Genomic DNA, 22,788 nt, shown 5'->3' with positions numbered 1-22,788 from the left:
GGTTGCGTGCATGAGGCGAGCGGGAACGGTGGCGGTCCTCGTGCTCGCTCTCGCGGGGTGCACGCCGCAGCCCGCTCCCTCGGCAGCGCGGTCCGAGGTGCCGGTCGAGTCGTCGGAGCCTCGCGCTGACGAGCCGGACGCCTCCCAGATCGTCGGCGGCTACGGCGAGCTGCACGTCGCTCCCGACGGCGCGATGCTGTTCTGCGCCTCCGACGACGATCCCGGCTTCACCGGCAGCTGGCGCGACTGCGCCGACGGGATCCGCACGGCAGGCGTCGACACCGCCGCGATCGACGCCTCCCTCGGCTCCGCCCCGGCCGACCCGGGCGGACACCGCTGGTCGGGAGCGGCGGCGGGGCGCCGCTCGCTCGAGGACGGGACGCTCGTCTACTCGGTGTTCCTCGCCGGCACGCGCACCGACGACTCCTTCACCGTCTCGTCGGTGGGCACCGCGGAGTACCGGATCCCGTCCGAGTACCAGGAGCTGCGCCCGGGAGTACCGGGAGGGTTCCTCGTCCGGCTCGTGCCTGAGGACTGAGCGGCCCTGCGGCACGTCGTAGCATCGTGCGGTGCCCGACGACTCCCGACTGATCGAGACCACGGCCGGCGACCCGGCCGCGACCGCGCTCTTCGCCGCGCAGGAGGCCGACCTGCTGGCCCGCTACGGCGGCGACGACACCGGCCAGCGGCCACCCGACGACGCCCCGACGCTCCTGCTGGTGGTCGGCGGCGAGCCGGTCGGCTGTGTGGCGCTCGCCGTCGAGGACGGCATCGGCGAGATCAAGCGGATGTTCGTGGCCGAGGAGGCGCGCGGGCGCGGGCTCAGCCGGGTCCTCCTCTCTGGAGTCGAGCGCGTAGCGGTCCGCGAGGGAGTCGACCTGCTGCGGCTGGTCACCGGTGTCGAGCAGCCGGAGGCGATGGCGCTGTACGCGAGCTCGGGTTACGAGCCCATCGCCGGGTACGGCTACTGGGGCGACGAGCCGAGCGCCCGCTGCTACGCCAAGCGCCTCTCGCGCTGAGCGTCGGCCGCGTCACGCCGGCAGCAGTGCCTCCACCTGCACCCGGATCTCGGCGACGAGCTCGTCGACCGAGGCGGAGGCGTTGGCGGTGATCGCGAGCGTCGCGAAGACGATCGCCGACACGATGTGCGCGCTGATCGCGGCCGCGGCGGCGGGGACGCCGGCGGTGCGCTCCAGGACCGAGGCGACCGCTGCCTCCGTCTCGAGGGTGTGGCGGAGGGCCTCGCGGTGGTGCGGCTCCTCCGGATCGCCGAAGACGATCTCGCGGAGGTAGGCGCGGCCGTTGTCGACCCGGGCGCGGTTGCACACGATCACGGGCCGCAGCACGGCGAGGACCGCGTCGGCCGGCTCGTCGAGCGCCGCTGACGCCTCGACGCCCTCGACGAGAGCCGCGCCATAGGCCGAGTTCTGCACGAGGAGCAGCAGCTCGGCCTTCGTCCGCGCATACAGGAACAGCGTGCCCGCGCCGATATCGGCACGGTCGGCGATCTGCTGCGTCGTCACCTCGTCGATCCCGTGCTCGTCGAAGAGGGCTCGGGCTGCATCGGTGATGCGGTCGAGCTTGTCCTGCTTGTTGCGTTCGCGGCGGCTGAGCTCGGGGCTGATGGTGGCGATGGCTCCTCCTCGGGAGGCGTGTGGTCGGGATTGAGCCTAATCGCGCTGCGGCGGTGGAGGAGGGTACGAGGGTCGCCCGCGCGGCTCTCGTCGACGTCCCCGAGCGACGCGGGCGGAGCGCCTCGCCGCTCACCTCGGCGAGCCTTCCCGGGGCGCTCGATCAGGTGCGGACCGAGGCCGTCCAGCGGGTGAGCTCGGCCGAGGGGGCGACGGGGGCGTCGAGCTGGACCATGTGCCCCGCGTCGTCGATCAGGGCAAGGGAGGTGTGCGGGATCGCAGCGCGGAGTCGCTCGGCACGGTCGCGGGGGATCCAGGCGTCCTCGGCGCCCCAGATGGGGTGCACGGGCTCGGTGATGCTGCCGTAGCCGGGCTCGATCTCGGCGGTGAAGCGCTCGTCCGCCTCGGCGAACGGGCGCCACTGCTCCGACGACCACGGAGTGCCGTGCAGGAGCACCAGGTCCGGTCCCGATCCGCAGCGGTCCCCGCGGACCGTCCGCCCGCGCCAGTCGAACTCGTGTGCCAGCTCGTGCGTCGTCGTCCCTCGAGGTGCCAGCCACGCCTCCGACTCGGTTCTGGTGCGCCGCGGGCCCGCCGCCGCCTGAGCCCCGCGGAGGGGGTGGTTGAACTGGCGCAGACACCCTGTTACCGTGAACAAAATCGCCGGGAAGACGGTGTCGGAGACCTCGAGGACGAGGTCGCACCGCATCCCGTAGTGCGCGGAACTCTGCCCCGCCACCACTCGCACGCCCGTGATGGGCGTCGCGGCGGCGACCCCGCGACTCCCCGGGGGTGCGCCGCTCGCCGACGCATCTCCGGGCTCCCTGCCGCCCACCCCTCTGACGATGGAGTCACGATGACGCCCGCACCGACGCCCGCCGCCGAGCGAGACCGAGTCCCGAGGGGCTCGCTCCGCCGCCGCCTCACCGCAGGGCTGCTGATCCTGCTCGCCGCGGTCGTGGCGCTGCCCTTCACCGCCGCAGCCCCGGCGCACGCGCTGGGCGAACCGACCTTCACCAACCCGATCGAGCCGGACACCGCCGATCCGACGATCGAGTTCCACGACGGCAACTACTACCTGGTCGCCACGACCTGGGACAACCGCGTCGTGATGCGCAAGGCGCCGACGCTCGCGGCGCTGGGCACCGCGACTCCGACGACCGTCTACACCGACACGAACCCGGGCCGGAACGCCAACATGTGGGCGCCCGAGCTGCAGCGGATGGAGGGGCCGAACGGCTGGCGCTGGTACCTGATGTACACGATGGGAACCGCTGGGAACTTCGACCGCCAGCACCTCCAGGTGATCGAGAGCGCGGGCGACGACCCGATGGGGCCCTACAGCTACAAGGGTCGGCCGATCCCCACCGACGACTGGAACATCGACGGCGCGTACCTCGAGCTGAACGGCGAGCTCTTCATCACCTGGTCGGCGTTCTCAGCCGGGCCGAACCGGCTGCAGAACAACTACATCGCCAGGATGTCCGACCCGTGGACCGCCACCGGGCCGATGAACGTGCTCTCGTCGCCCACCGAGCCGTGGGAGACCATCGGCGCGCCCGTCAACGAGGGCCCGATCCCGCTGCAGAAGGACGGCCGCACCTGGATCGTCTACTCGGCGAGCTTCTGCGGCACCGAGGACTACCAGCTCGGCACCCTCGAGTACGACGGCACCGGTGACCCGGTCGTGGCCTCCTCCTGGACCAAGAGCGACGGACCGGTCTTCTCGAAGGCGAACGGCGAGTTCGGCACCGGTCACAACGACTTCTTCGATTCGCCCGACGGCACCGAGACCTGGAACCTGTACCACGCGAACCCCGGACCGGACGACGGCTGCGGCCGCCAGCGCTCGGCCCGCGCGCACCTCATGGACTGGACAGCCGGCGGCGAGCCCGATTTCGGCACTCCTCTGGGCACCACCGCGCAGATCCCCGTGCCCAGCGGGGAGAACGCGCCGATCACGGCTCGCGTCGAGGGAGCGCCGTGGCAGCTCGTCAGCCGCAGCACCGGTCTCTGCGCCACCGTCTCCTCCGCCCAGAGCGGCGACGGTGCAGGCATCGTCCAGGGTCCGTGCTCGACGCCCCGGGCGAACTGGATGCTCGACGCCACCGGCGAGGACAGTCTCCGCCTGATGAACGCCAGCAGCGGCAAGGCCCTCGGGCCCGTCGACTGCGCGCGCGCCGATGTCGGCCTCCAGCAGTCCGCGTGGCTGACCACCGGCTGCCAGCAGTGGAGGGTGGCCCCGGGAACCGGCGGCTATTCGACGCTCACCCACCGCGCCAGCGGCACGGTGCTGGAGGCGTCCGGCGGCTCCGTCCGCCAGGCCGCGGCCACCGCCTCCGCCGCTCAGGAGTGGGCGCTGCGCCCCGCGGGCGCTGTGGCGATCACCTCGTTCGTCACCGGCAAGGCCTTCGATCTGCCGAACTGCTCGACCGCCAACAGTGCCGTGCTCCAGCAACAGGAGTGGCTCGGTTCGCCGTGCCAGCGCGTCACCGTCACCGGTGCTGCCGACGGCGCTGTCGAGATGCACCCGGTCTCGGCCGCCGCCTCGTGCCTCGCGGTCACCGGAGGCTCTACCGCCGACGGTGCGACCGTCACCCAGGGCGCGTGCGGCGTCACGGGAAGCGCGTGGCGCCTCCGCCCGGGCAACGACGGCACCGTCGAGCTGCGCGCCGCGCACAGCGGCAAGGCGCTCGACCTGTCGAACTGTTCGGCGGCGAACGGCACCCGGATCGGCCAGTGGAGCGTGCTGAACAACGACTGCCAGCGCTTCCGCGTCTCGCTCGGCGCTCCCGCCTCGACCGTGCCGCTGCAGCCGGTCGTCACTGCCGGCGCCCGCTGCGTCGCCGGCCGGGTCGTGCTGACCACGGTGGTCCGCAACGCGGACGATCTGCCGATCGACGTGACCGTCGGCTCCGGCACCGCGGCGAAGAGCGTGACCGCTCTCGCCGGCGGGACGAGCACCTCCACCGCCGTGACCACCCGTCTGACCAGCGTTCCCGCCGGGTCGACGGCGGTCGTGGTCGCCGGCTCCGACGACGCCGCCCGGAGCGCGACCGTGGCGGCGCAGCACCCGGCGCTCAGCTGCGGCTGATCGCTCCCCCGGGCCGAGCGGTGACCAGCCGCTCGGCCCCGCTCGCGGCCCCGCCGCCCCCGACCGTCCGTGCGAAGGAGCACCATGCCACTGTCGACCCCCGCCCACTCCCAGGCCGACCCCGCCCGCCGGGCGCCGCTCCGGGCGGCACTCGCCGCGGTCGGCCTCGGCGCGATGCTGCTCTCGGGCCTTGTCGCGCCGACCTCCGCCGCCCAGGCCGCCGAGGCGGCGATCCCGCAGCAGGGTCTGCTCGCCGACTACCGCTTCACGCAGACCAGCGGCAACACCGTGGCTAACACGGCGGGCGGAGGCGTGGGAGCCGCGACCGTCCGCAACGGCACCGACTCCCTGTGGACCGGCACGTCGCTGCGCCTCACCGGCGGGCCGAAGAGCAGCACCACCGCACCCTGGGTGCAGCTGCCCGCGAACCTGCTGTCCGGCCGCACCTCGGCGACGGTCACGATCGAGACCCGCGCCGACGCGTCGATGCTCTCGAACTTCCACTTCCTCTGGACCATCGGCAGCGACAGCACGAACCAGTACTGGTTCGCGTCGGTGCGCGACCGGGTGCGCACGGCGATCACCACGGGCGGAGGCGGCGGCGAGATCAACGCGCGCAGCGCCTCCGCGCTCGCAGCCGACCGCTGGTACAGCCTCACTTCGGTGATCGACGGCAGCGCAGGCACTCTCTCGTTCTTCGTCGACGGCGTCCGGGTCGCCTCGGCGCCCACAGCGCTGCGGCCCTCGTCCGTGGCCGACCAGTCGCTGAACACGATCGGCCGCGCGCCCTACCCCGACCCGTTCTACGCGGGCGAGGTGTCGGCGTTCCGCGTCTACGACCGCGCCCTGACCGGGCAGGAGGTGGCGGCCGTGTCGAGCGTGGATGCGACGCCGCACGCCTCCTCCTTCGCGCCGCTCGCCGCTGCGGTGCTGGCCGCGGTCGCTCCGCTCACCGTCGACGACTCGACCGCGAACCTTCCCGACTACGGGGGAGCGGTGACCTGGACCTCCGGTGACCCGGCTCTGCGCGTCTCGGCGGACGGCCGCACCCTCAGCGCCGACCGCCCGGCCGCGGGCCAAGCCGCGCGCACCGCGTCGCTCACCGCGACGGCGTCGATCCGCGGAGTCGCGCAGACCCGCTCGATCGTCGTGACCGTCGCGCCGCAGGTCGGCGTCGACACCCCCTACGGCTACCTGATGGTGCATTTCGTCGAGGACGCGCAGGGCTACGCCGAGAAGATCTACCTCGACGTCTCGCGCGGCGACGACCCCGAGAAGTGGGATCCGCTGAACGGCGGGAAGCCGATCCTCGCCTCCGACCTGGGCACCACCGGTGTCCGCGACCCGTACCTGACCTACAACCCCGAGACGAAGAAGTACTTCATCATCGCCACCGACCTCCGCGTCTTCGGCGGTGACTCCGGCACCGGCTCCTGCACCACCTGGTGCCACTGGACCACGCAGGGCAGCACGAGGATGAACGTCTGGGAGTCGAGCGACCTCGTGTCGTGGAGCGACCTGCGCCAGTTCGACGTCGCGCTCGACGCGACCGGGGCGAAGGCTCTCGAGGCCGGCATGATGTGGGCCCCGGAGGCCACCTGGGTTCCGGACTACGACGGGCCGGGCCGGGGCTCGTTCGTCGTCTACTGGTCCTCCACGGTCTACCCGACTGCCGCGCACACGCCGGGAACCGGCTCCTCGCGCGTGCTCTGGGGAGCGACCTCGGACTTCACCCAGGGCACCTACTCGTACGGCGGCACCTTCGTCGACACCGGCGCCGACACGATCGACACCACGCTGATCCAGGACGGCGGCACGACCTACCGGATCTCGAAGGACAACGGCACCGGCAGGGGCATCTACATGGAGTCGACCACGGCCGCGACGTGGTGGCTGCCGTCGACCGCGTGGACGCCGATCCAGGACCGCATCGGCGCGGTGTGGGCCGGCGGGAACGCGGGAGGGGTCGAGGGCCCCGCGGTGTTCACGGACCACGGAGAGGACACCTGGTACCTCTACGTCGACGTGATCCCCTCGACCGGCTACCGGCCGATGGTCACGAAGGATCTCGACGCGGGCTGGACCCAGCTCACCGATCCCGGCTTTTCGCTCGCGCCCTCGACCAAGCACGGCGGGGTCGTCTCGCTGACCGCCGGGCAGTACGCCGAGGTCCGCTCGGCCGACGCGGCCTCCGCGGTCCGCTCCGATCTCGGCGAGGTGACGGTCGCTTCGGGAGCCGCCGCCGCGGCGGTCCTGCCCGCCCGCGCCGACGTCGTGCTCGCCTACGGCCGCGGCACCGCCTCGCAGCCCGTCACCTGGGACACCTCCGCGGTGAAGACCGCGCCCGGCCGCTACTCGGTCACCGGGGTCGTCCGCACGATCGGCGCGAACGACAACCAGTGGGTGGGCGCCGGCGGATCCACGGCCTGGAACGCCGCCGACCGCCGGCTGTCGAGCTCCACGGCCGTCACGGTCACCGCCACCGTGGTGGTGACGGCGCCGAGCGCGACGCTCACCGCCTCCACCCGCTGCATCGCAGGCAAGGCCGTCATCACGGGAGTGGTACGGAACACGGGCACGACGCCCCTCGCGGTCGTCATCCGCTCGCCGTTCGGCGCCTCGCCGACGCTGATCGCCGCCCCCGGCGGCAGCGCCTCCGCGGCGTTCACCACCCGTCGGGCGTCGATCCCGGCCGACTCGCTCACCGCGGGCGCGCTGACCGCGGCGTACTCGGCGCGCAGCTGCTGAGCCGCTGACGCGCGTCCGCGCCCCGAGACGGCTCGCCCTCGCCGAGACACCGCCCCGCCGCGGTGCCTCGGCGGGTGCGGGCCGTCCCCTCGCCTTCTCCACGGGACGGCCCGCATCTCTCCTCCGTTCGGACGAAATGCACCGCCGACCCGCGCCGGGGAGCACCGTGCCTCGGTACGGTCGCGGCATGATCCGAGTCCTGCGCCGCCTTCCCCCGATCGTCCTCGACATCGCCACCGCGCTGGTGTTCCTCGCGCTGTGGATCTGGGGCGAGGTCGGGCGTCTGCCCTGGTCGCACGGGCCCTCTCGCGTTCGGGCCGCAGTACGTCGTCTGCGCGCTGATCGCCTTCGGGCCGCTGCTGCCCTGGCCGGCCGTCGCCGTCGCGAGCGCGGCCTCGGTGACGCCGTTCCTCCTGCCGGACGCGGTCCCCGCCGATCCCTTCCTCATCGCGGGGCTCGCGGTCGCCGCTGCTCGGGTGTCGGAGCGGCGGATGACGGTCGGTCGGATCCTCCTCCTCGTCGCCCTCGTCGGTGCGGGCAGCACGCTCGCCCTGCACGGTATGGCGACGACGAACGGGATCGAGGCCGCCGCCACCGGCGCGATCGTCGTCGGCGTCGGCTGGCTCGTGGGCCGGCTCCTGCGGGTCACCCGCGCCCGCGCGACCCTCCTCCTCGAGCGGCGCGCCCTCGCGGACGGGCTCGCGGAGGCGGACCGTGAGCTCGCCCTCACCTCCGAACGGGCGCGCATCGCCCGCGACGTGCACGACGTGATGGCTCAGTCGCTCTCGATCGTCCTCGTGCAGGCGACCGGCGCCGAGCGCCTCGTCCGCACCGAACCCGACCGCGCGGAGGCGTCGCTGCGGGCGGTCGCCGACGTCGCCCGCGCCTCGCTCATCGAGGTGCGCCTGGTGATCGAGTCGCTCGGAGCCGATCCCGACGCGCTCGACCAGCCGGACCTCGACTCCCTCCCGCACCTCGTCGACCGCTTCCGCTCGGCCGGCCTCTCGGTGGTGCTCGAGGAGCAGGGCGATCGCGCCGTCCTGTCGCCGGGGCAGCAGCTCGCGGTGTACCGGATCGTGCAGGAGTCGCTCACCAACGCGCTCCGTCACAGCGGCGGCACGCCGAACGCCGAGGTGCGTCTGGTCTGGGAGGAGTCCGCGCTGCTGCTCGAGGTCGCGTCGCGCGGCTGCTCCGGAGCGGAGTCGAGCGGCTCGGACCATGGGGTCAACGGCATGCGGGAGCGGGCCGAGCTCGCCGGCGGCTGGTTGACGGCGGAGGAGGACGACGGCGGGTTCCGCGTCACCGCGTCGATCCCGGCGCACGTGCTCGAGGCCGCAGCGTGATCCGCATCGCCGTCGCCGATGACCACGTGCTGTTCTGCTCGGGCCTACAGATGCTCCTCGACGCGGAGCCGGGGCTGGAGTTCGCCGGCGCCGCGCACGACGGCGAGGCGGCCGTCGAGCTCGTCCGGCGCGAGGCCCCCGACGTGCTCCTGCTCGACGTGCGCATGCCGCTGCTCGACGGCATCTCGGCGACGCGGAGGATCGCCCGCGATCCCGACGTCGCCACGCGGGTGGTCATCCTGACCACGCACCAGCACGACAGTGTCGTCGCCGAGTCGCTGGCGGCCGGAGCGGCGGGGTTCCTGATGAAGGACGCGACGACCGAGCTGCTGCTGGGCACCGTGCGCGCCGTCGCCGCCGGGCGGACCGTGGTGGCCGGCGGCGGACAGCACGCCCCGCTCCGCGACTACGCGCCGCCCGCCGTGGCCGCTCGCCCCGAGGTGCTCTCGGCCCGAGGTGCTCTCGGCCCGAGAGAAGGGGGTGTTCGCCTCGGCCGCGCAGGGCCGGAGCATCGCCGAGATCGCGGCGGCGGCGCACCTGAGCGAGTCCACCATCAAAAGCCACGTCTCGAGCATCCTCGCCAAGCTCGGCCTCGCCTCCCGCCTCCAGCTCGTCGCCTTCGCGCACCGCCACGGTCTCGGCTGACACGCGGCGCCGCCTCCGTCTGCTCGGCCGATGCCTGTTCCGTGACGCCGGGTCTTCCCCATCGACGGTGCACCACGGCAGCCGGAGGTGACGCCCCGCAGCCTCCGGTCGGCGATGTCGCCGCTGTCATGAATGTTCTTGAAGAGAATGAGAAGGATGTCGGTAAGGCGGATGAGTACCGTCCGACTCAAGCCCCGACGGACCAGGCATCTGGGCTGGGGGAGGAGAAAGATCCTTTCCCGACTCTCGTCGATTGCGGGGACGCACGGAGGCGCTTGGCTTCGAGCGGCACTGAGGAGGGTCGATGTGAAGAAGAATTCCGGCACCGGTTTCGTCGTCGCCGTGGCTGCGCTGACAGCAGTCGCGATGGCGCACCCCCCCCGTCGGCGGTGGCCGCGGAAGGTCATCGGCCGTCAGCGCTCGTGACACCCGTGTCGATCGAGCAGACCGACTCGAGCTACCAGGAGCTGGCGGATCAGATCACTGAGTTGGTCTCCGCCTACGATCGTCCGGCGAACAGGTTCGATCCCGGCAAGGTCTCCGCGGAGACACTGCACAGTGCAGTGGGGAGAGCGTTCGTCAGTGCCGTTTCCGGGCAACCGGAAGCAGCCGACGCGCCACGAGTTCTCAGTCGCGGAGTACCGTTCAGCGTTCTGATCTCGGGTGGCGCGGATCCGTGGCCGTACATTCAACTCACCGAAGCGGAGCAGCAGGCGATGGTGACAGGAGCGTCAGCGTCTCTCATCGCGTCCGTCTGCGCTCTCCTCGGTCCCGAAACAGGAGGGGTCGGCTGTGGGGCGGGTGCCGCAGTGATCGCGATGATCGTCGGTATCGTCGTCGCCAACGGGGTCTGCCCGGATGGGCGCGAGATGCGGATCTACCCCCTCGCGGGGCCGACCGGATTCAGCTGCCAATGACTGCCGACGGACGGATGTCCCCGGCCCTCTTCGCCACTCTCGTGCTGGCTCCCGTCGTCGTGGTTCACGTCGTGGTGCAGATCGTGACTGCCCGAGGGTTGTCGTGGGAGCTTCTTCCCGTCCTGATGATCTACGCGGTGTTCTGGCTCATCGTCTTCGCTGTGTGGCGCAGAACCGGCCGTCGGCGTCCCTGAGCGAGGCGAGGGAGATGTCCTCATCCCCTTCCTCCTCGTTCTCCGGGTAATGGGGTGAGGCGCCCGGCTCGTCCGCCGGTGCTCGGGCGAACGGCCGAGCCGCCGCCGCCTCGCTGAGGCCCCGCCGCCTCGACGCCGGCTCGGCGCACACCGGGCCGTCTCGACCAGCCGCGCCGGAGCGCGCCCGGGCCGCCCCACATCCCGCACACGGCAGGCTAGAGGGATGAGCGAGCACGGAACCCCCGCCCACCTCGACCGCGTCCGCGTGCGCGGAGCCCGCGAGAACAACCTCAGGAGCATCGACGTCGACATCCCGCGCGACGCCCTCGTCGCCTTCACGGGCGTCTCCGGATCGGGCAAGAGCTCGCTTGCGTTCGGCACCCTCTACGCGGAGGCGCAGCGGCGCTACTTCGAGTCGGTCGCCCCCTACGCCCGCCGGCTGATCGACCAGGTCGGCGTGCCGGAGGTCGACTCCATCGACGGGCTCCCGCCCGCTGTGGCCCTCCCGCAGCGCCGCTCCGCGGGCTCGGCCCGCTCGACGCTCGGCAGCGCGACCACCCTCTCGAGCGTCGTGCGCATGGTCTTCTCGCGGGTCGGCACGTATCCGGAGGGGGCGCCGATGCTCCTCGCCGAGGACTTCTCTGCCAACACCGTGCAGGGCGCGTGCCCGACCTGTCACGGCATCGGCCGGGTCTACGACGTGCCCGACGAGCTGATGGTGCCGGACGACTCGCTCTCGATCCGCGACGGCGCCCTTGCCGCCTGGCCGACCGCCTGGCACGGCAAGCAGCTGCGCGACAGCCTGATCTCGCTGGGCCACGACATCGACGTGCCGTGGCGGACGCTCCCCGAGGAGGCGCGCGACTGGATCCTGCACACCGACGAGTCGCCGCAGGTGCCGATCTTCACCGACCGCTCGCCGGCCGACGTGCGGGCCGCCGTCGCCGCAGGCGTCGAACCGCGCTACATGAGCACGTTCCTCGGGGTGCGCCGCTATGTCCTCGACACCTTCGCCGGCTCGAAGAGCGCCCGGATGCGCGAGCGCGCTGGATCGTTCCTGGTGAGCGTCGTGTGCGGCACCTGCCGCGGCAGGCGGTTGAAGCCGGAGGCGCTCGCCGTCACCTTCGAGGGCCGCGACATCACCGAGCTCTCCGCCCTCCCGCTCCACGATCTCCGCGCCCTCCTCGAGCGGGTGCTCGAGCCGGGCTGGACCGCGACGGGCGCGCCCGCCCTCGCCCCCGAGACCCGGCTGGCCGCGCAGCGCCTCGTCGCCGACCTGATCGCGCGCATGTCGCCGATCGTCGACCTGGGTCTCGGCTACCTCTCGCTCGACCGGCCGACGCCGACCCTCTCGACGGGCGAGCTCCAGCGGATGCGCCTCGCCACCCAGGTCCTCTCGCGCCTGTTCGGAGTCGTGTTCGTCCTCGATGAGCCGTCGGCCGGGCTGCATCCGGCCGACACGGAGGCGCTGCTCGGCATCCTCCGCACGCTCCGCGCGACGGGCAACACGGTCTTCTTCGTCGAGCACTCGCTCGAGGTGATCCGCGAGGCCGACTGGATCGTCGACATCGGCCCCGGAGCCGGTACTGGAGGCGGCACCGTCGTCTACTCGGGTGGTCTCGACGGCATCCGGAGCGCCTCCGACTCGGTCACCCGGCGCTACCTGTTCCCCGAGTCCGGCAGCATCCCGCCGGTGCGCGAGCGCCGCACGGCGGAGCTGCGGATCGATCTCTCTGGAGTCTCCCGGAACACGCTCCGCGACCTCGCGGTCTCGTTCCCGGTCGGCGTTCTCATCGCGGTGACGGGCGTCTCCGGCTCGGGGAAGTCGACGCTGGTCAACCAGGCCCTCCCCGATCTGCTGCGGGCGAGCCTGCGCGCCGACCTCGCCGAGAACGAGTCCGCGGACGAGGAGCGCGAGTCCGAGGATCCGCTGCTCGACACTGCGGCCGCTGTCACGCTCGGCCGCGCCTCCGGACCCGCGGAGCGCCTGCGCCGCGTCGTGCAGGTGAGCCAGACCCCCATCGGCCGCACCTCGCGCTCGAACGTCGCGACCTACACGGGTCTGTTCGACCGGGTGCGGGCGCTCTTCGCGGCGACTCCGGAGGCGAAGCGCCGCCGCTACGGCGCCGGTCGCTTCTCGTTCAACCAGCCCAGCGGGCGCTGCCCGGTCTGCAAAGGCGAGGGCACCATGGAGGTCGAGCTGCTGTTCCTGCCGACGGTGCAGGCGCCCTGCGTGACGTGCGGCGGCACCCGGTACAACCCCGAGACGCTCGAGGTGACGCTCGACGGCCGGACGATCGCCGACGTCCTCGCTCTGAGCGTCACCGCGGCGAGGGAGGCGTTCGCGACCGAGCCGGAGGTGGTGCGGCACCTCGACGCCCTCCTGGACGTCGGGCTCGGCTACGTCGCCCTCGGCCAGCCGGCCCCCGAGCTCTCGGGCGGCGAGGCCCAGCGGGTGAAGCTGGCCTCGGAGCTGCGGCGCGCGCAGCGCGGCGACACCCTCTACCTGCTCGACGAACCGACCTCTGGCCTGCACCCCGCCGACGCCGACCGCCTCGTCGCGCACCTCCAGCACCTCGTCGAGGCGGGTAACACCGTGATCGTCGTCGAGCACGACATGCGCATCGTCTCGGACGCCGACTGGGTCATCGACCTGGGTCCGGGGGCGGGGGAGGCGGGCGGCACTGTCGTCGCGACGGGCACGCCCGAGCAGGTCTCCCTCGCCGAGGGGAGCCGCACGGCGCCGTACCTCCGGGCGGCGCTCGAGAGGCGGCCCGTACGGCACTGAGTGCGCCTCCGTGTCCGCTCGGTCCGCGCTCCAAGGGCATTCCGAAAACCGAGTGTTAACGGTAACATTCCGCTGACGACAGCTCGTGGCACGATTTGACGCCGTCGCTCTTCTCAACGACGAGAGGCTCCAGGATGACGACACGACGGACAGCGATCGCAGCGGCGGCGGTGATGGCGCTGACGGCGGGACTGCTCGCGGTCGGCCCGACCGCTCAGGCGGCACCCACCACCTCCCTCGACAGCACGAAGGTGCTCGAGCTGCCCTTCGACGGCAGCCTCGCCGACACCAGCGGCCGCGGCACCGCCGTGGGGATGCAGAAGGGCACCGCCTCCTACGGCACCGGCCTCAGCGGCCAGGCCTTCGCGTTCACCGGCTCGAACGCCGTGAGCCTCGGCACCGCGGCCGCCCTCCAGCCCGCCGACCTCACGGTCTCGTTCTGGTACCGGCCGAGCGCCGCGATGACAGGCGAGCAGGTCTTCACCTGGAACAAGACCACCTACAACTCGGACGGCTGGTACCTCAGCTCCGAGGGCGACGGCACTCCGCTCGCGCTCTCGGTCGGCCCGTCGACCGGGCAGCCGTACAAGGTCGCGGTCGAGACCGCCCGCGCCGACTTCTTCCCTGCCGGGCAGTGGACCCATGTGGTCGCCACCTACGACAGGAGCACCAAGGACGTCGCGTTCTACCGCAACGGCGTCCAGCAGCCCAGCGCGGTGAAGTACGCCGCCTCGGGCTCCGCGACCGGCGTCCTCGGCGCCGAGAGCACCTCCACCAAGACCCTCGGCTTCAACGGCCCTGGCTACAACGGCAGCCATCTGCGCGGCCTGCTCGACGACTACGCCCTCTACAGCGGAGTCGCCACGACGGCCGACGTCGTCGCTCTGACGAAGGCCCACGATCCCTCCTTCGACCCGGCCGCCGTGGCCCGCGCCGACCTCGACGCCGTCTCGCCACCGACCGCCACCAGCACCGGTTTCTCGCTGCCCACCCGCGGAGCGAAGGGTTCCGAGCTCAGCTGGTCCTCCTCGGACCCGGCCGCCCTCGCCTTCAGTGGCGGCACCGCGACCGTCACCCCGCCCACCGGTGCCGCAACGCCGGTCACCGTCACCGGGTCGGCGGTCTACGGAGGCAGCGCCGCCGTCACCAGGACCGTCACCGTCGAGGTGCAGCCCCGCGGCACCACGACCTCGGGCTACCTCCTCGAGGCCGGTCTCACCGATGTCTCGGTGCAGGACCCGTACCTCGAGAACGGCGAGCAGCAGACCGTCGAGTACCTGCTGAGCCTGGACCCCGAAATGTTCCTCTACTCCTTCTACCGTCAGGCCGGGCTCGCCCCGACGACGACCGGAGGCTACGGCGGCTGGGAGCGCGAGAGCGGCACCCGGTTCCAGGGCCACTTCTTCGGCCACTACGTCTCGGCGCTCTCGCAGGCGTACGCCACCGCGGAGGATCCGGCCACGAAGGCCGCGCTGCTCGCCACGCTCACCGCCTCGGTCGACGGCCTGAAGAAGGTGCAGGACGCCTACGCGGCGAAGGACCCGGCGAACGCGGGCTACGTCTCGCCGTTCCCGGTGAGCTACCTGCCGAGCGGATCCGACGGCCTGCTCGTGCCCTTCTACAACCTGCACAAGGTGCTCGCTGGCCTCCTCGACGCCCACCAGTACGCGCCCGACGCGCTCTCGCAGAAGGCGCTCGTCGTCGCCGACGGCTTCGGCTCGTGGATCACGAACTGGGCCGGCCGTCAGGCGAACCCCTCGCAGCTGCTCAGCACCGAGTACGGCGGAATGAACGAGGCGCTCTACCGCCTCTACGAGATCACCGAGAAGCCGGCGCACAAGCGAGCTGCCGAGTACTTCGACGAGACGGCGCTGTTCCGGAAGCTCGCGAACAACGAGGACGTGCTGAACGGCCTGCACGCGAACACGACGATCCCCAAGCTGATCGGCGCGCTCAAGCGCTACACCGTCTTCAGCGACAACCCCTCGCTCCTCGCGACCCTGACCACGGCCGAGAAGGCCGACCTCGACATGTACCGGCGCGCCGCCGAGAACTTCTGGCGGATGGTCGACGAATCGCACACCTACGCCAACGGGGGCAACAGCCAGTCCGAGCACTTCCATGCGCCGGGCACCCTGTACGAGTACGCGACGAACGGCCAGACCACCGGATACGGCGAGAACTCCACCTCCGAGGGCTGCAACATCTACAACATGCTCAAGCTCACCCGGGCCCTGTTCCAGGTGACGGAGGACGTGAGGTACGCCGACTTCTACGAGGAGGCGTTCATCAACGGCGTCCTCTCGGTGCAGAACCCCGAGACCGGCATGGTCACCTACTTCCAGCCGCAGACCGCGGGCTACGCGAAGGTCTTCGGGCACGAGCACGACGAGTTCTGGTGCGATCACGGCACCGGGATCGAGAGCTTCACCAAGCTCGGCGACTCGATCTACTTCGAGAAGCCCCGGACGGTGATCGTGAACCAGTTCCGCTCCTCCGTGCTCCGCTCCTCCGCGAACAATCTGACGCTGACCCAGACGGCGGACATCCCGAGCACCGACACGGCGACCCTGCGGGTCGAGGCGCTCGACGGGGGAGCCGTGGCCGCGGGCACGGCCCTGAAGCTGCGCGTCCCCTCCTGGATCGACGGGGCTCCGACGCTCACCGTGAACGGCGTTGCGCGCGCGGTCACGGCCGAGGCGGGCTACGTCTCCGTCCCCGTCTCGGCGGGCGATGTGCTCACCTGGACGCTGCCCGCCGCGGTCTCGGTCGTCGCCGACACCGAGAACCCCGACTGGGCCGCGTTCCGCTACGGACCGGTGCTGCTGGCGACAGAGCTGAACCGCTCGAACGTCGAGGCGTCGTACGTGGCCGGCGTCCTGGTGCGGATGGGCACGGCCGACAAGTCGGTGAACTCGACCATCGTCGTCGCGGACTCCGCGACCTGGACGTCGGCGATCCGCGACAACCTGGTCCGCCTGCCCGACGGCGCGGACGGCAACGGCCGCACCACGATGCGCTTCGGCATGAAGAACGTCGACGCTGCCTCCGCGGCCCGGGTGCTCACCCCGTACTACAGCCTCTACAACGCCCGCTACGCGACCTACCTGACCCTGATCGAGCCGGACTCGGCCGCGGCCCAGGCGCTCATCCGCACGCAGAAGGAGCAGCTGCGCGTCGACGAGACGACCATCGACTCCCTCACCTCGTTCGACAACAACAACAGCGAGGCCGACAAGAACCACCGGTTCGCGAAGTCGTCGGTCGGCACCTGGCGCGGCGAGAGCTACCGCGACGGCCAGCGCTCGGCGGACGCGTTCTTCCAGTACGACATGATCGTCGACCCGAGCCTGTCCGAGAACCACCTCGGTGTCCGCTACTACGGCGGCGACGCGGGACGCACCTTCGACGTCTACCTCAACAACGTGAAGCTCAAGACCGAAGTGGTCTCGGGCGCCGCGGGCGCGACCGAGTGGTACGTCCAGTACGACGAGATCCCCCGGGCCGTGCTCGACGGCATCGCCGCGAAGGACAGCTACAAGCGCGACCAGAGCGGCGCCTACGTCCTCGATGCGCAGGGGCAGCGGATTCCCGTGGTCACCGTCCGCTTCCAGGGCACAGGGGCGAGCTACGTCGGCGGGGTGTTCGGCGTGTACACGACCGAGGCGACCGGGTACTCGACCGCCGCCGAGCTGACGACCCTGGCCTCCGACGTGGGGACGCTGTCTCCGGCGCTCGCCGCGGGCGTCCGCGACCTGACTCTGACGGTGCCGACCGCGACGACGAGCGTCTCGCTCGACCTCGACCCGGCAGTCGGGAGTGGTCTGGTGACGGTCGACGGCGTGCTGATCGACGACACGGTGCGCCGCACGGTTCCGCTCGCGACGACAGGGACGACGAGCGTGGTGATCGAGTCGTCGGCGCAGGACCACAGCACCAGCGTGACCTACCGGCTCTCGATCGTCCGCGCCTCCGCGGTGACGGTCGAGGCGGCGGCGGCGACACGCTGCGTGGCGGGCAAGGTGGTGCTGACGGTGACCGCGCGCAACACGTCGACGGCTCCGGCCGCGATCACCCTCGCCTCCGGCTGGGGCTCGACGCCGTTCAGCGGTGTCGCGCCGGGCGGGAGCGCCTCGCACGCGTTCACCACCCGCGCCGCCTCGGTACCGGCCGGTTCGGCGACGGTGACCGCCGGCGGCACTCCCGTGGCGACCGCCTACCCCGCCTTCACCTGCCGCTGACACCCGTCCGCCCCTTCCTCCGCGAGACACCGGAGGGAGGGCGGCTGGGCGTTACCTGTTCGTTATGAAGAAAAACGCTTACACGACCAAACCAGGGGCACCCTGGGAATCGGCAGGTGGGAGGCGAACACTCACCTTCATGAACCAGACAGCGGCACCCGTGCGCCAGGGCAGTGCGCACCGAGCGCGATTCCTCCTGCTCGCCGCCCTCGCCGGCATCGTGACGGGCGGAGTCCTCCTCGCCGTCGCCGAACTCGTCGCCCTCGCCGTCGCCCGCACGGCCAGTCCCGTGCTCGCGCTCGGCGCCTTCATCGTCGACATCGTGCCGCGACCCCTCAAGGAGTTCGCGATCGAGGCGTTCGGCGAGAACGACAAGATCTTCCTGCTCGCGAGCGTCGGCGCGGCCGTTGTCGTTGCCGCCGCGATCGCCGGAGTCCTGCAACTGCTCCGCCCCCCGCTCGGGCAGGTGCTGCTGATCATCGCCGGCGGGCTCTCGATCGCCGCGATCGTCACGCGCGCCGGAGCCGCTCCGCTCGCCGCGGTGCCTACCCTGGTCGGCCTGGTCGTCGCCGTCGTCGTGATGCACCTGCTCTTCTCCCGACTGCGCGGCTGGCGCGCGGCACGCACCTCGGAGGCGAGGGGAACCGCCTCCGAGGCCCGCCCGGGCGCGCTCGAGCGCCGCGGCTTCTTCCGCGTGGCCCTGATCGCGGCCGTCGGCGCGGCGGTCGTCGGCACCGGCGCCCGACTCGTCAACGCGGCGACCTCGTCGCTCGCGAGCGTGCGGGAGGCGCTGCGCCTGCCGACTCCGCGCACCACCCTCGCCGTGCCGGCCGGGGCCGAGCTCGACATCGAGGGTCTGACCCCGCTCTACACGCCCAACGCCGACTTCTACCGCGTCGACACCGCGCTGACCGTGCCCAACATCGATCCGTCGACCTGGACGCTGAGGATCATCGGCATGGTCGATCAGGAGGTGATGCTGACCCTCCAGCAGCTCCTCGACATGGGCGTCGATGAGTACGGCGTGACCCTCACCTGCGTCTCGAACCAGGTGGGCGGCGATCTGGTCGGCAACGCGAAGTGGCTCGGCGTCCCCATCCGCGACGTCCTGGCGATGGCCGGAGTGCAGGGCGACGCCGACATGGTGCTCTCGACCAGCGCTGACGGCTACACCGCCTCCACTCCGCTGAGCGCGCTGACCGACGACGGGCGCGACGCGATCCTCGCGGTCGGCATGAACGGCGAGCCGCTGCCCTTCGAGCACGGCTTCCCGGTGCGGATGGTCGTCCCGGGCCTCTACGGCTACGTCTCGGCCACCAAGTGGCTCACCGAGCTGAAGGTGACCACGTTCGCGGCCGACGAGGCGTACTGGACGCCGCGCGGCTACTCCGCCGAAGCGCCGATCAAGATGTCCTCGCGGATCGACACCCCGCGCATCGGTGCCGCGATCCCGTCCGGTGCCACGAAGATCGCCGGAGTCGCGTGGGCGCAGACGGTCGGCATCGACCGGGTCGAGGTGAGCATCGACGACGGCGACTGGCAGGAGGCGACGCTCTCGACTCCCGTCAACCTCGACACCTGGGTGCAGTGGTTCGTCGACTGGGAAGCCGAGACCGGCTCGCACTACGTGGCGGTCCGGGCGGTCGACCGCACCGGCGCCGTGCAGATCGAGGAGCGCGCGCCGATCGCGCCGAACGGCTCCTCCGGCTGGCAGCGCACGCTCGTCAACGTGACCTGACGGTCGGGCTGTCGGGGCTCGGCGGGCGGGACGTCGCGCACTGGGCCGGGCCTGACGCCTCGGCCGTCGGCATCGGCCCTCAGGCGTGCGGGAACTCGTGCGCCAGTACCGACATCAGGATCTCGTCGTGGAAGCGTCCGGCGTGGAACAGCGCGTCGCGCCGGCGCCCCTCCTCGATGAAGCCTGAGCGCCGGTACGCGGCCCGTGCCCTCTTGTTGAAGGCCCAGGCCCGCAGCTCGATGCGGTGCAGGCCCAGCTCGGCGAAGCCGTAGCGGACGAGGGTGCGCACCGCATCCGTCCCGAGCCCCCGGCCGCGCGCATACGGGCCGAGGACGACGGCGAGGGTCCCGCAGCGCTGCGGCGCGGCGCCTCCCCACAGCGCCACGTGGCCGGCCAGCGAGCCGTCGGCCTCCTCCTCGACGGCGAAGCCGACCGACCCCGGTGAGGCGTTGGCGCTCCAGGAGCGGAGCAGGTCGTTCACTGCGCCGCCCGGACGGGGGAGGATCGACGCCTGCTGGAGCACAGCGGTCTCGGGATCGTTCCACCACCGCTCGACCTCGGCGAGATCCTCGTCGGTGGCGGCGCGGAGGCGGATCCGCTCGCCCCGCAGCAGCCCGCGTGCGTATTCGGCGGCGGCGTCCTGATCGCGGAAGGTGTCCATGCCGACATGCTGCCAGCCCGGTCCCCTCGGGCGTCGCCCGCCGGCGCGCTCTGCACCGGCCGCCGGGAGGGCGCGGCCGGGCGTTTATCGAGCACTCGAATCAATTCGACTAGTCTCGGAGGATGACAGAGAACACGTCCGAGCTCCGTGTCGGCGTCGTCGGCCTCGGCTTCGCCGGCACCACCCACCTCGACGCCTTCCAGTCCCTTCCCGGCGCCCGCGTCGTCGCGCTCGCAGGCCAGGAGGAGGCGCGCCTCCACGAGCTCGGCGCGACCCGCGGTGTCCCCGACCTCTCCGCCGACTGGGAGGACCTGGTCGCCCGCGACGACCTCGACATCGTCTCCATCGGCGTTCCCAACCACCTCCACCACCCCATCGCCGTCGCCGCGCTCGCGAGCGGCAAGCACGTCTTCTGCGAGAAGCCGCTCGCGACGACCGCGGAGCTGGCGGCCGAGATGGTCGAGGCGGCGCGCGCCCACGACCGCGTGCTCGAGATCGCCTACAACCACCGCCGCCGCGCCGACGTCGCCTTCCTCCGCGACTACCTCGACGACGCTCCGCTCGGCGACGTCTACCACGCCCGGGCGAGCTGGCAGCGGCGCACCGGCATCCCCGGAATCGGCTCCTGGTTCACCAGCAAGGAGCTCGCCGGTGGCGGTCCGCTGATCGACCTCGGTTCGCACGTGCTCGACATCGCGCTGCACCTGCTCGACGAGCCGCGCGTCACCAGCGTCTCGGCCGTCGCCTACGGCGAGATCGGCCGCTCCGGCCGCGGCGGACGCCCGTACGGCGTCGCCGCCACCGGCACGCACGCCTTCGAGGTGGAGGACTTCTCGAGCGCCCTGCTGCGCCTCGACAATGGCCGCTCCCTCCAGCTCGACGCCTCCTGGGCCAGCTACTCGAAAGTGCACGAGGACATCGAGGTCGAGCTGCTCGGCTCGGCCGGCGGGGCGCGCCTGCACATCGCCGACTACGCCACGGAGGGGACGCTCACGCTCTACTCCGAGGTCGCCGGAGCGCCGACCGTCTCCCACCCCGACGTGACGGTCCCGGCCGGGCACCACCGCTCCGTCATCGCCGAGTTCCTGGCGGCGATCGCCTCGGGAGCCGAGGCTCCCGCGGGCGAGCCCCGCTACTGCGGCCACTACGGCGAGTACGCGCTGCACCGCAGCCGGGTGATCGACGCGATCTACCGCTCCGCCGCCGAGAAGAAGGAGGTGGCGGTCGCATGAGCGCCCCGATCCGGGTCCTCGTCTGGAACGAGTTCCGCCACGAGACCCGCGGCGACGAGACCGTGCTGCGCCACTACCCCGACGGCATCCACCGTGTGATCGCCGACGGGCTCGCCCGGTCACTGGGTTCCGCGGTCTCGGTGCGCACCGCGACCCTCCCCGAACCCGAGCACGGGCTCACCGAGGAGGCGCTGGCGCAGACGGACGTGCTGCTCTGGTGGGGGCACATCGCGCACGAGGAGGTGTCGGACGAGGTCGTGCGGCGGGTGCTGCGGCACGTGCACGAGGGGATGGGGATCCTGATCCTGCACTCAGGCCACTACTCGTCGATCTTCACGGCCCTGATGGGCACCACCTGCTCGCTGAAGTGGCGCAACGACCGCGACCGCGAGCTGGTCTGGACGATCGCGCCGACGCATCCGATCGCCGAGGGCGTGCCGAGCCCGCTGATCATCCCCGAGCAGGAGATGTACGGCGAGTACTTCGACATCCCGGTACCGGAGGAGACCGTGTTCCTCTCGACGTTCACCGGCGGCGAGGTGTTCCGCTCGGGAGTCACGTATACGCGCGGTCTCGGCAAGGTCTTCTACTTCTCGCCCGGAGACCAGGACTACCCCGTCTACCACCACCCGGACATCCAGCGTGTGCTGGCGAACGCCGTCCGCTGGGCCGTCCCGACGCGCCCCCGCACGTCCCTCACCGCCGACCACCACCCCCGCGGCTGGTTCGAGTCCTGACCCGCCGTCCGCTGTCCCCTTGTTCCCCTCCGCGAGATGCCACTTGAGTACGCGACACGCCGCGCGGGGCGTACCGAAGTGGCATCTCGCGGGAGGTACTGGAGGCGTGGGGGAAGCGCGCGAGCCGGACGAGGTGCGGCGGTACGGGCGCGCGCCGGAGCAGATCGCGGAGGTGTTCCGCGCGGCACCGGGCGGGGCGCGGGGCGTGGTCCTCCTCGTGCACGGCGGGTTCTGGCGAGCGCGGTGGGACCGGCTGCACGCCCGCCCGCTCGCGGCCGCCCTGGCCGACCTCGGGCACGACGTGCTCCTCCCCGAGTACCGGCGTGTTGGCGATCCCGGCGGAGGCTGGCCGGGCACGGGCGAGGACGTCCTGACCGCGATCGCCGCGCTGCCGACCCTTCTCCCCGGCGCGGGGCCGGCGGCACTGGTCGGTCACTCCGCGGGCGGGCACCTCGCCGTCTGGTCGCAGGCCGCGCATCCGTCGCCGCACGTCGCCGCGGTCGTGGCCCTCGCGGGCGTGCTCGACCTCGGAGCCGCCTCTGCCGACCGCCTCAGTGACGACGCGGTGGGGGAGCTGCTCGGCGGCGACCTCGCGCTGCTCGCCGGCGCCGATCCCGCGCAGCTGCCTGCGCCGTTGCAGCCGACCACGCTGATCCACGGCGCCCTCGATGAGGATGTGCCCGTCGCGTACAGCCGCCGCTACTCCGCTCGCCACCCCGCGGTGCACCTGCACGAGCTCGCCGGCATCGGCCACCTCGACCTCGTCGACCCGGCGTCGCCCGCCTTCGCCGCGCTCGTGGCCGCGCTCGTTCGCTGAGG

The 22,788-nt window shown here is 72.0% G+C and carries 17 protein-coding genes and 1 pseudogene; 15 read left to right on the top strand and 3 right to left on the bottom strand.

Features of this window, described 5'->3' with window-relative positions; all coding sequences use genetic code 11:
• Positions 1-10 precede the first annotated feature (10 nt).
• Together GSU10_RS14220 and GSU10_RS14215 are read left to right on the top strand one after the other, a co-directional pair.
• Positions 11-538, top strand: a complete 528-nt coding sequence (locus tag GSU10_RS14220; RefSeq protein WP_132505318.1) for a hypothetical protein — start codon at positions 11-13, stop codon at positions 536-538.
• A gap of 31 nt (positions 539-569) precedes the next feature.
• The gene (locus GSU10_RS14215; protein WP_082845130.1) at positions 570-1,019 is read left to right on the top strand and encodes a GNAT family N-acetyltransferase; all 450 of its coding nucleotides are present in this window, start codon (positions 570-572) and stop codon (positions 1,017-1,019) included.
• Between the two features lie 12 nt (positions 1,020-1,031).
• Here GSU10_RS14215 and GSU10_RS14210 read toward each other — a convergent pair whose 3' ends face one another.
• Both GSU10_RS14210 and GSU10_RS14205 read right to left on the bottom strand, forming a co-directional pair.
• Entirely contained in the window at positions 1,032-1,634 is a 603-nt protein-coding gene (locus GSU10_RS14210) for a TetR/AcrR family transcriptional regulator (RefSeq protein ID WP_068210940.1), read from the bottom strand.
• Positions 1,635-1,794: 160 nt separating this feature from the next.
• A complete protein-coding gene (locus GSU10_RS14205) occupies positions 1,795-2,340 on the bottom strand; it encodes an alpha/beta fold hydrolase (RefSeq protein WP_068210943.1) in 546 nt (181 codons plus the stop codon).
• Between the two features lie 147 nt (positions 2,341-2,487).
• Here GSU10_RS14205 and GSU10_RS14200 point away from each other — a divergent pair, with 147 nt between their 5' ends.
• The 10 genes and pseudogenes from GSU10_RS14200 (at position 2,488) to GSU10_RS14160 (ending at position 19,339) form a co-directional block, all read left to right on the top strand.
• Entirely contained in the window at positions 2,488-4,725 is a 2,238-nt protein-coding gene (locus GSU10_RS14200) for a family 43 glycosylhydrolase (RefSeq protein WP_068210949.1), read from the top strand.
• An 84-nt stretch (positions 4,726-4,809) separates the two neighbouring features.
• Positions 4,810-7,473 (top strand): LamG-like jellyroll fold domain-containing protein, encoded by a 2,664-nt coding sequence (locus tag GSU10_RS14195; protein WP_132505321.1) that lies wholly within the window; start codon positions 4,810-4,812, stop codon positions 7,471-7,473.
• Between the two features lie 398 nt (positions 7,474-7,871).
• The gene (locus GSU10_RS14190; RefSeq protein WP_068211355.1) at positions 7,872-8,816 is read left to right on the top strand and encodes a sensor histidine kinase; all 945 of its coding nucleotides are present in this window, start codon (positions 7,872-7,874) and stop codon (positions 8,814-8,816) included.
• A 50-nt stretch (positions 8,817-8,866) separates the two neighbouring features.
• A pseudogene (locus GSU10_RS15555) lies at positions 8,867-9,097 on the top strand (response regulator); the annotation flags it as partial.
• Positions 9,098-9,272: 175 nt separating this feature from the next.
• A complete protein-coding gene (locus GSU10_RS15550; RefSeq protein ID WP_244311483.1) occupies positions 9,273-9,461 on the top strand; it encodes a response regulator transcription factor in 189 nt (62 codons plus the stop codon).
• Between the two features lie 431 nt (positions 9,462-9,892).
• Complete coding sequence (locus GSU10_RS14180; protein ID WP_068211358.1) at positions 9,893-10,378, top strand: hypothetical protein; 486 nt, start codon at positions 9,893-9,895, stop codon at positions 10,376-10,378.
• Positions 10,379-10,392: 14 nt separating this feature from the next.
• Complete coding sequence (locus GSU10_RS14175; protein WP_132505324.1) at positions 10,393-10,572, top strand: hypothetical protein; 180 nt, start codon at positions 10,393-10,395, stop codon at positions 10,570-10,572.
• Positions 10,573-10,795: 223 nt separating this feature from the next.
• Positions 10,796-13,360, top strand: coding sequence for an excinuclease ABC subunit UvrA (locus tag GSU10_RS14170; RefSeq protein WP_132505327.1), 2,565 nt, complete (start codon positions 10,796-10,798; stop codon positions 13,358-13,360).
• Positions 13,361-13,494: 134 nt separating this feature from the next.
• On the top strand, positions 13,495-17,601 hold the full coding sequence (locus GSU10_RS14165) for a beta-L-arabinofuranosidase domain-containing protein (protein WP_068211364.1): 4,107 nt from the start codon (positions 13,495-13,497) through the stop codon (positions 17,599-17,601).
• Positions 17,602-17,740: 139 nt separating this feature from the next.
• Positions 17,741-19,339: a molybdopterin-dependent oxidoreductase gene (locus tag GSU10_RS14160; protein WP_068211366.1), complete on the top strand. Its 1,599-nt coding sequence runs from the start codon at positions 17,741-17,743 to the stop codon at positions 19,337-19,339.
• A gap of 79 nt (positions 19,340-19,418) precedes the next feature.
• Here GSU10_RS14160 and GSU10_RS14155 read toward each other — a convergent pair whose 3' ends face one another.
• The gene (locus tag GSU10_RS14155; protein ID WP_132505330.1) at positions 19,419-20,000 is read right to left on the bottom strand and encodes a GNAT family N-acetyltransferase; all 582 of its coding nucleotides are present in this window, start codon (positions 19,998-20,000) and stop codon (positions 19,419-19,421) included.
• A gap of 122 nt (positions 20,001-20,122) precedes the next feature.
• Between GSU10_RS14155 and GSU10_RS14150 the strand changes: the two genes are divergently transcribed.
• From GSU10_RS14150 to GSU10_RS14140, 3 genes are all read left to right on the top strand, one after another.
• On the top strand, positions 20,123-21,232 hold the full coding sequence (locus tag GSU10_RS14150; RefSeq protein ID WP_068211369.1) for a Gfo/Idh/MocA family protein: 1,110 nt from the start codon (positions 20,123-20,125) through the stop codon (positions 21,230-21,232).
• Entirely contained in the window at positions 21,229-21,969 is a 741-nt protein-coding gene (locus GSU10_RS14145) for a ThuA domain-containing protein (protein ID WP_132505333.1), read from the top strand. Before GSU10_RS14150 ends, GSU10_RS14145 begins: the two co-directional genes overlap by 4 nt.
• A gap of 106 nt (positions 21,970-22,075) precedes the next feature.
• Positions 22,076-22,786 (top strand): alpha/beta hydrolase family protein, encoded by a 711-nt coding sequence (locus tag GSU10_RS14140; RefSeq protein WP_132505336.1) that lies wholly within the window; start codon positions 22,076-22,078, stop codon positions 22,784-22,786.
• Positions 22,787-22,788: the final 2 nt, after the last annotated feature.

Source organism: Rathayibacter tanaceti (assembly GCF_009834165.1).
GTDB classification, from domain to species: domain Bacteria; phylum Actinomycetota; class Actinomycetes; order Actinomycetales; family Microbacteriaceae; genus Rathayibacter; species Rathayibacter tanaceti.
The sequence above is the reverse complement of the archived record's forward strand: the minus strand, read 5'-3'. Positions and strand labels throughout refer to the sequence as shown.

Coding starts and splice junctions, on each gene's coding strand:
- GSU10_RS14220 (WP_132505318.1), top strand. CDS start 11: ATGAGGCGAGCGGGAACGGTGGCGGTCCTCGTGCTCGCTCTCGCGGGG.
- GSU10_RS14205 (WP_068210943.1), bottom strand. CDS start 2,340: ATGCGGTGCGACCTCGTCCTCGAGGTCTCCGACACCGTCTTCCCGGCG.
- GSU10_RS14200 (WP_068210949.1), top strand. CDS start 2,488: ATGACGCCCGCACCGACGCCCGCCGCCGAGCGAGACCGAGTCCCGAGG.
- GSU10_RS14195 (WP_132505321.1), top strand. CDS start 4,810: ATGCCACTGTCGACCCCCGCCCACTCCCAGGCCGACCCCGCCCGCCGG.
- GSU10_RS14175 (WP_132505324.1), top strand. CDS start 10,393: ATGTCCCCGGCCCTCTTCGCCACTCTCGTGCTGGCTCCCGTCGTCGTG.
- GSU10_RS14170 (WP_132505327.1), top strand. CDS start 10,796: ATGAGCGAGCACGGAACCCCCGCCCACCTCGACCGCGTCCGCGTGCGC.
- GSU10_RS14165 (WP_068211364.1), top strand. CDS start 13,495: ATGACGACACGACGGACAGCGATCGCAGCGGCGGCGGTGATGGCGCTG.
- GSU10_RS14160 (WP_068211366.1), top strand. CDS start 17,741: ATGAACCAGACAGCGGCACCCGTGCGCCAGGGCAGTGCGCACCGAGCG.
- GSU10_RS14155 (WP_132505330.1), bottom strand. CDS start 20,000: ATGGACACCTTCCGCGATCAGGACGCCGCCGCCGAATACGCACGCGGG.
- GSU10_RS14150 (WP_068211369.1), top strand. CDS start 20,123: ATGACAGAGAACACGTCCGAGCTCCGTGTCGGCGTCGTCGGCCTCGGC.
- GSU10_RS14145 (WP_132505333.1), top strand. CDS start 21,229: ATGAGCGCCCCGATCCGGGTCCTCGTCTGGAACGAGTTCCGCCACGAG.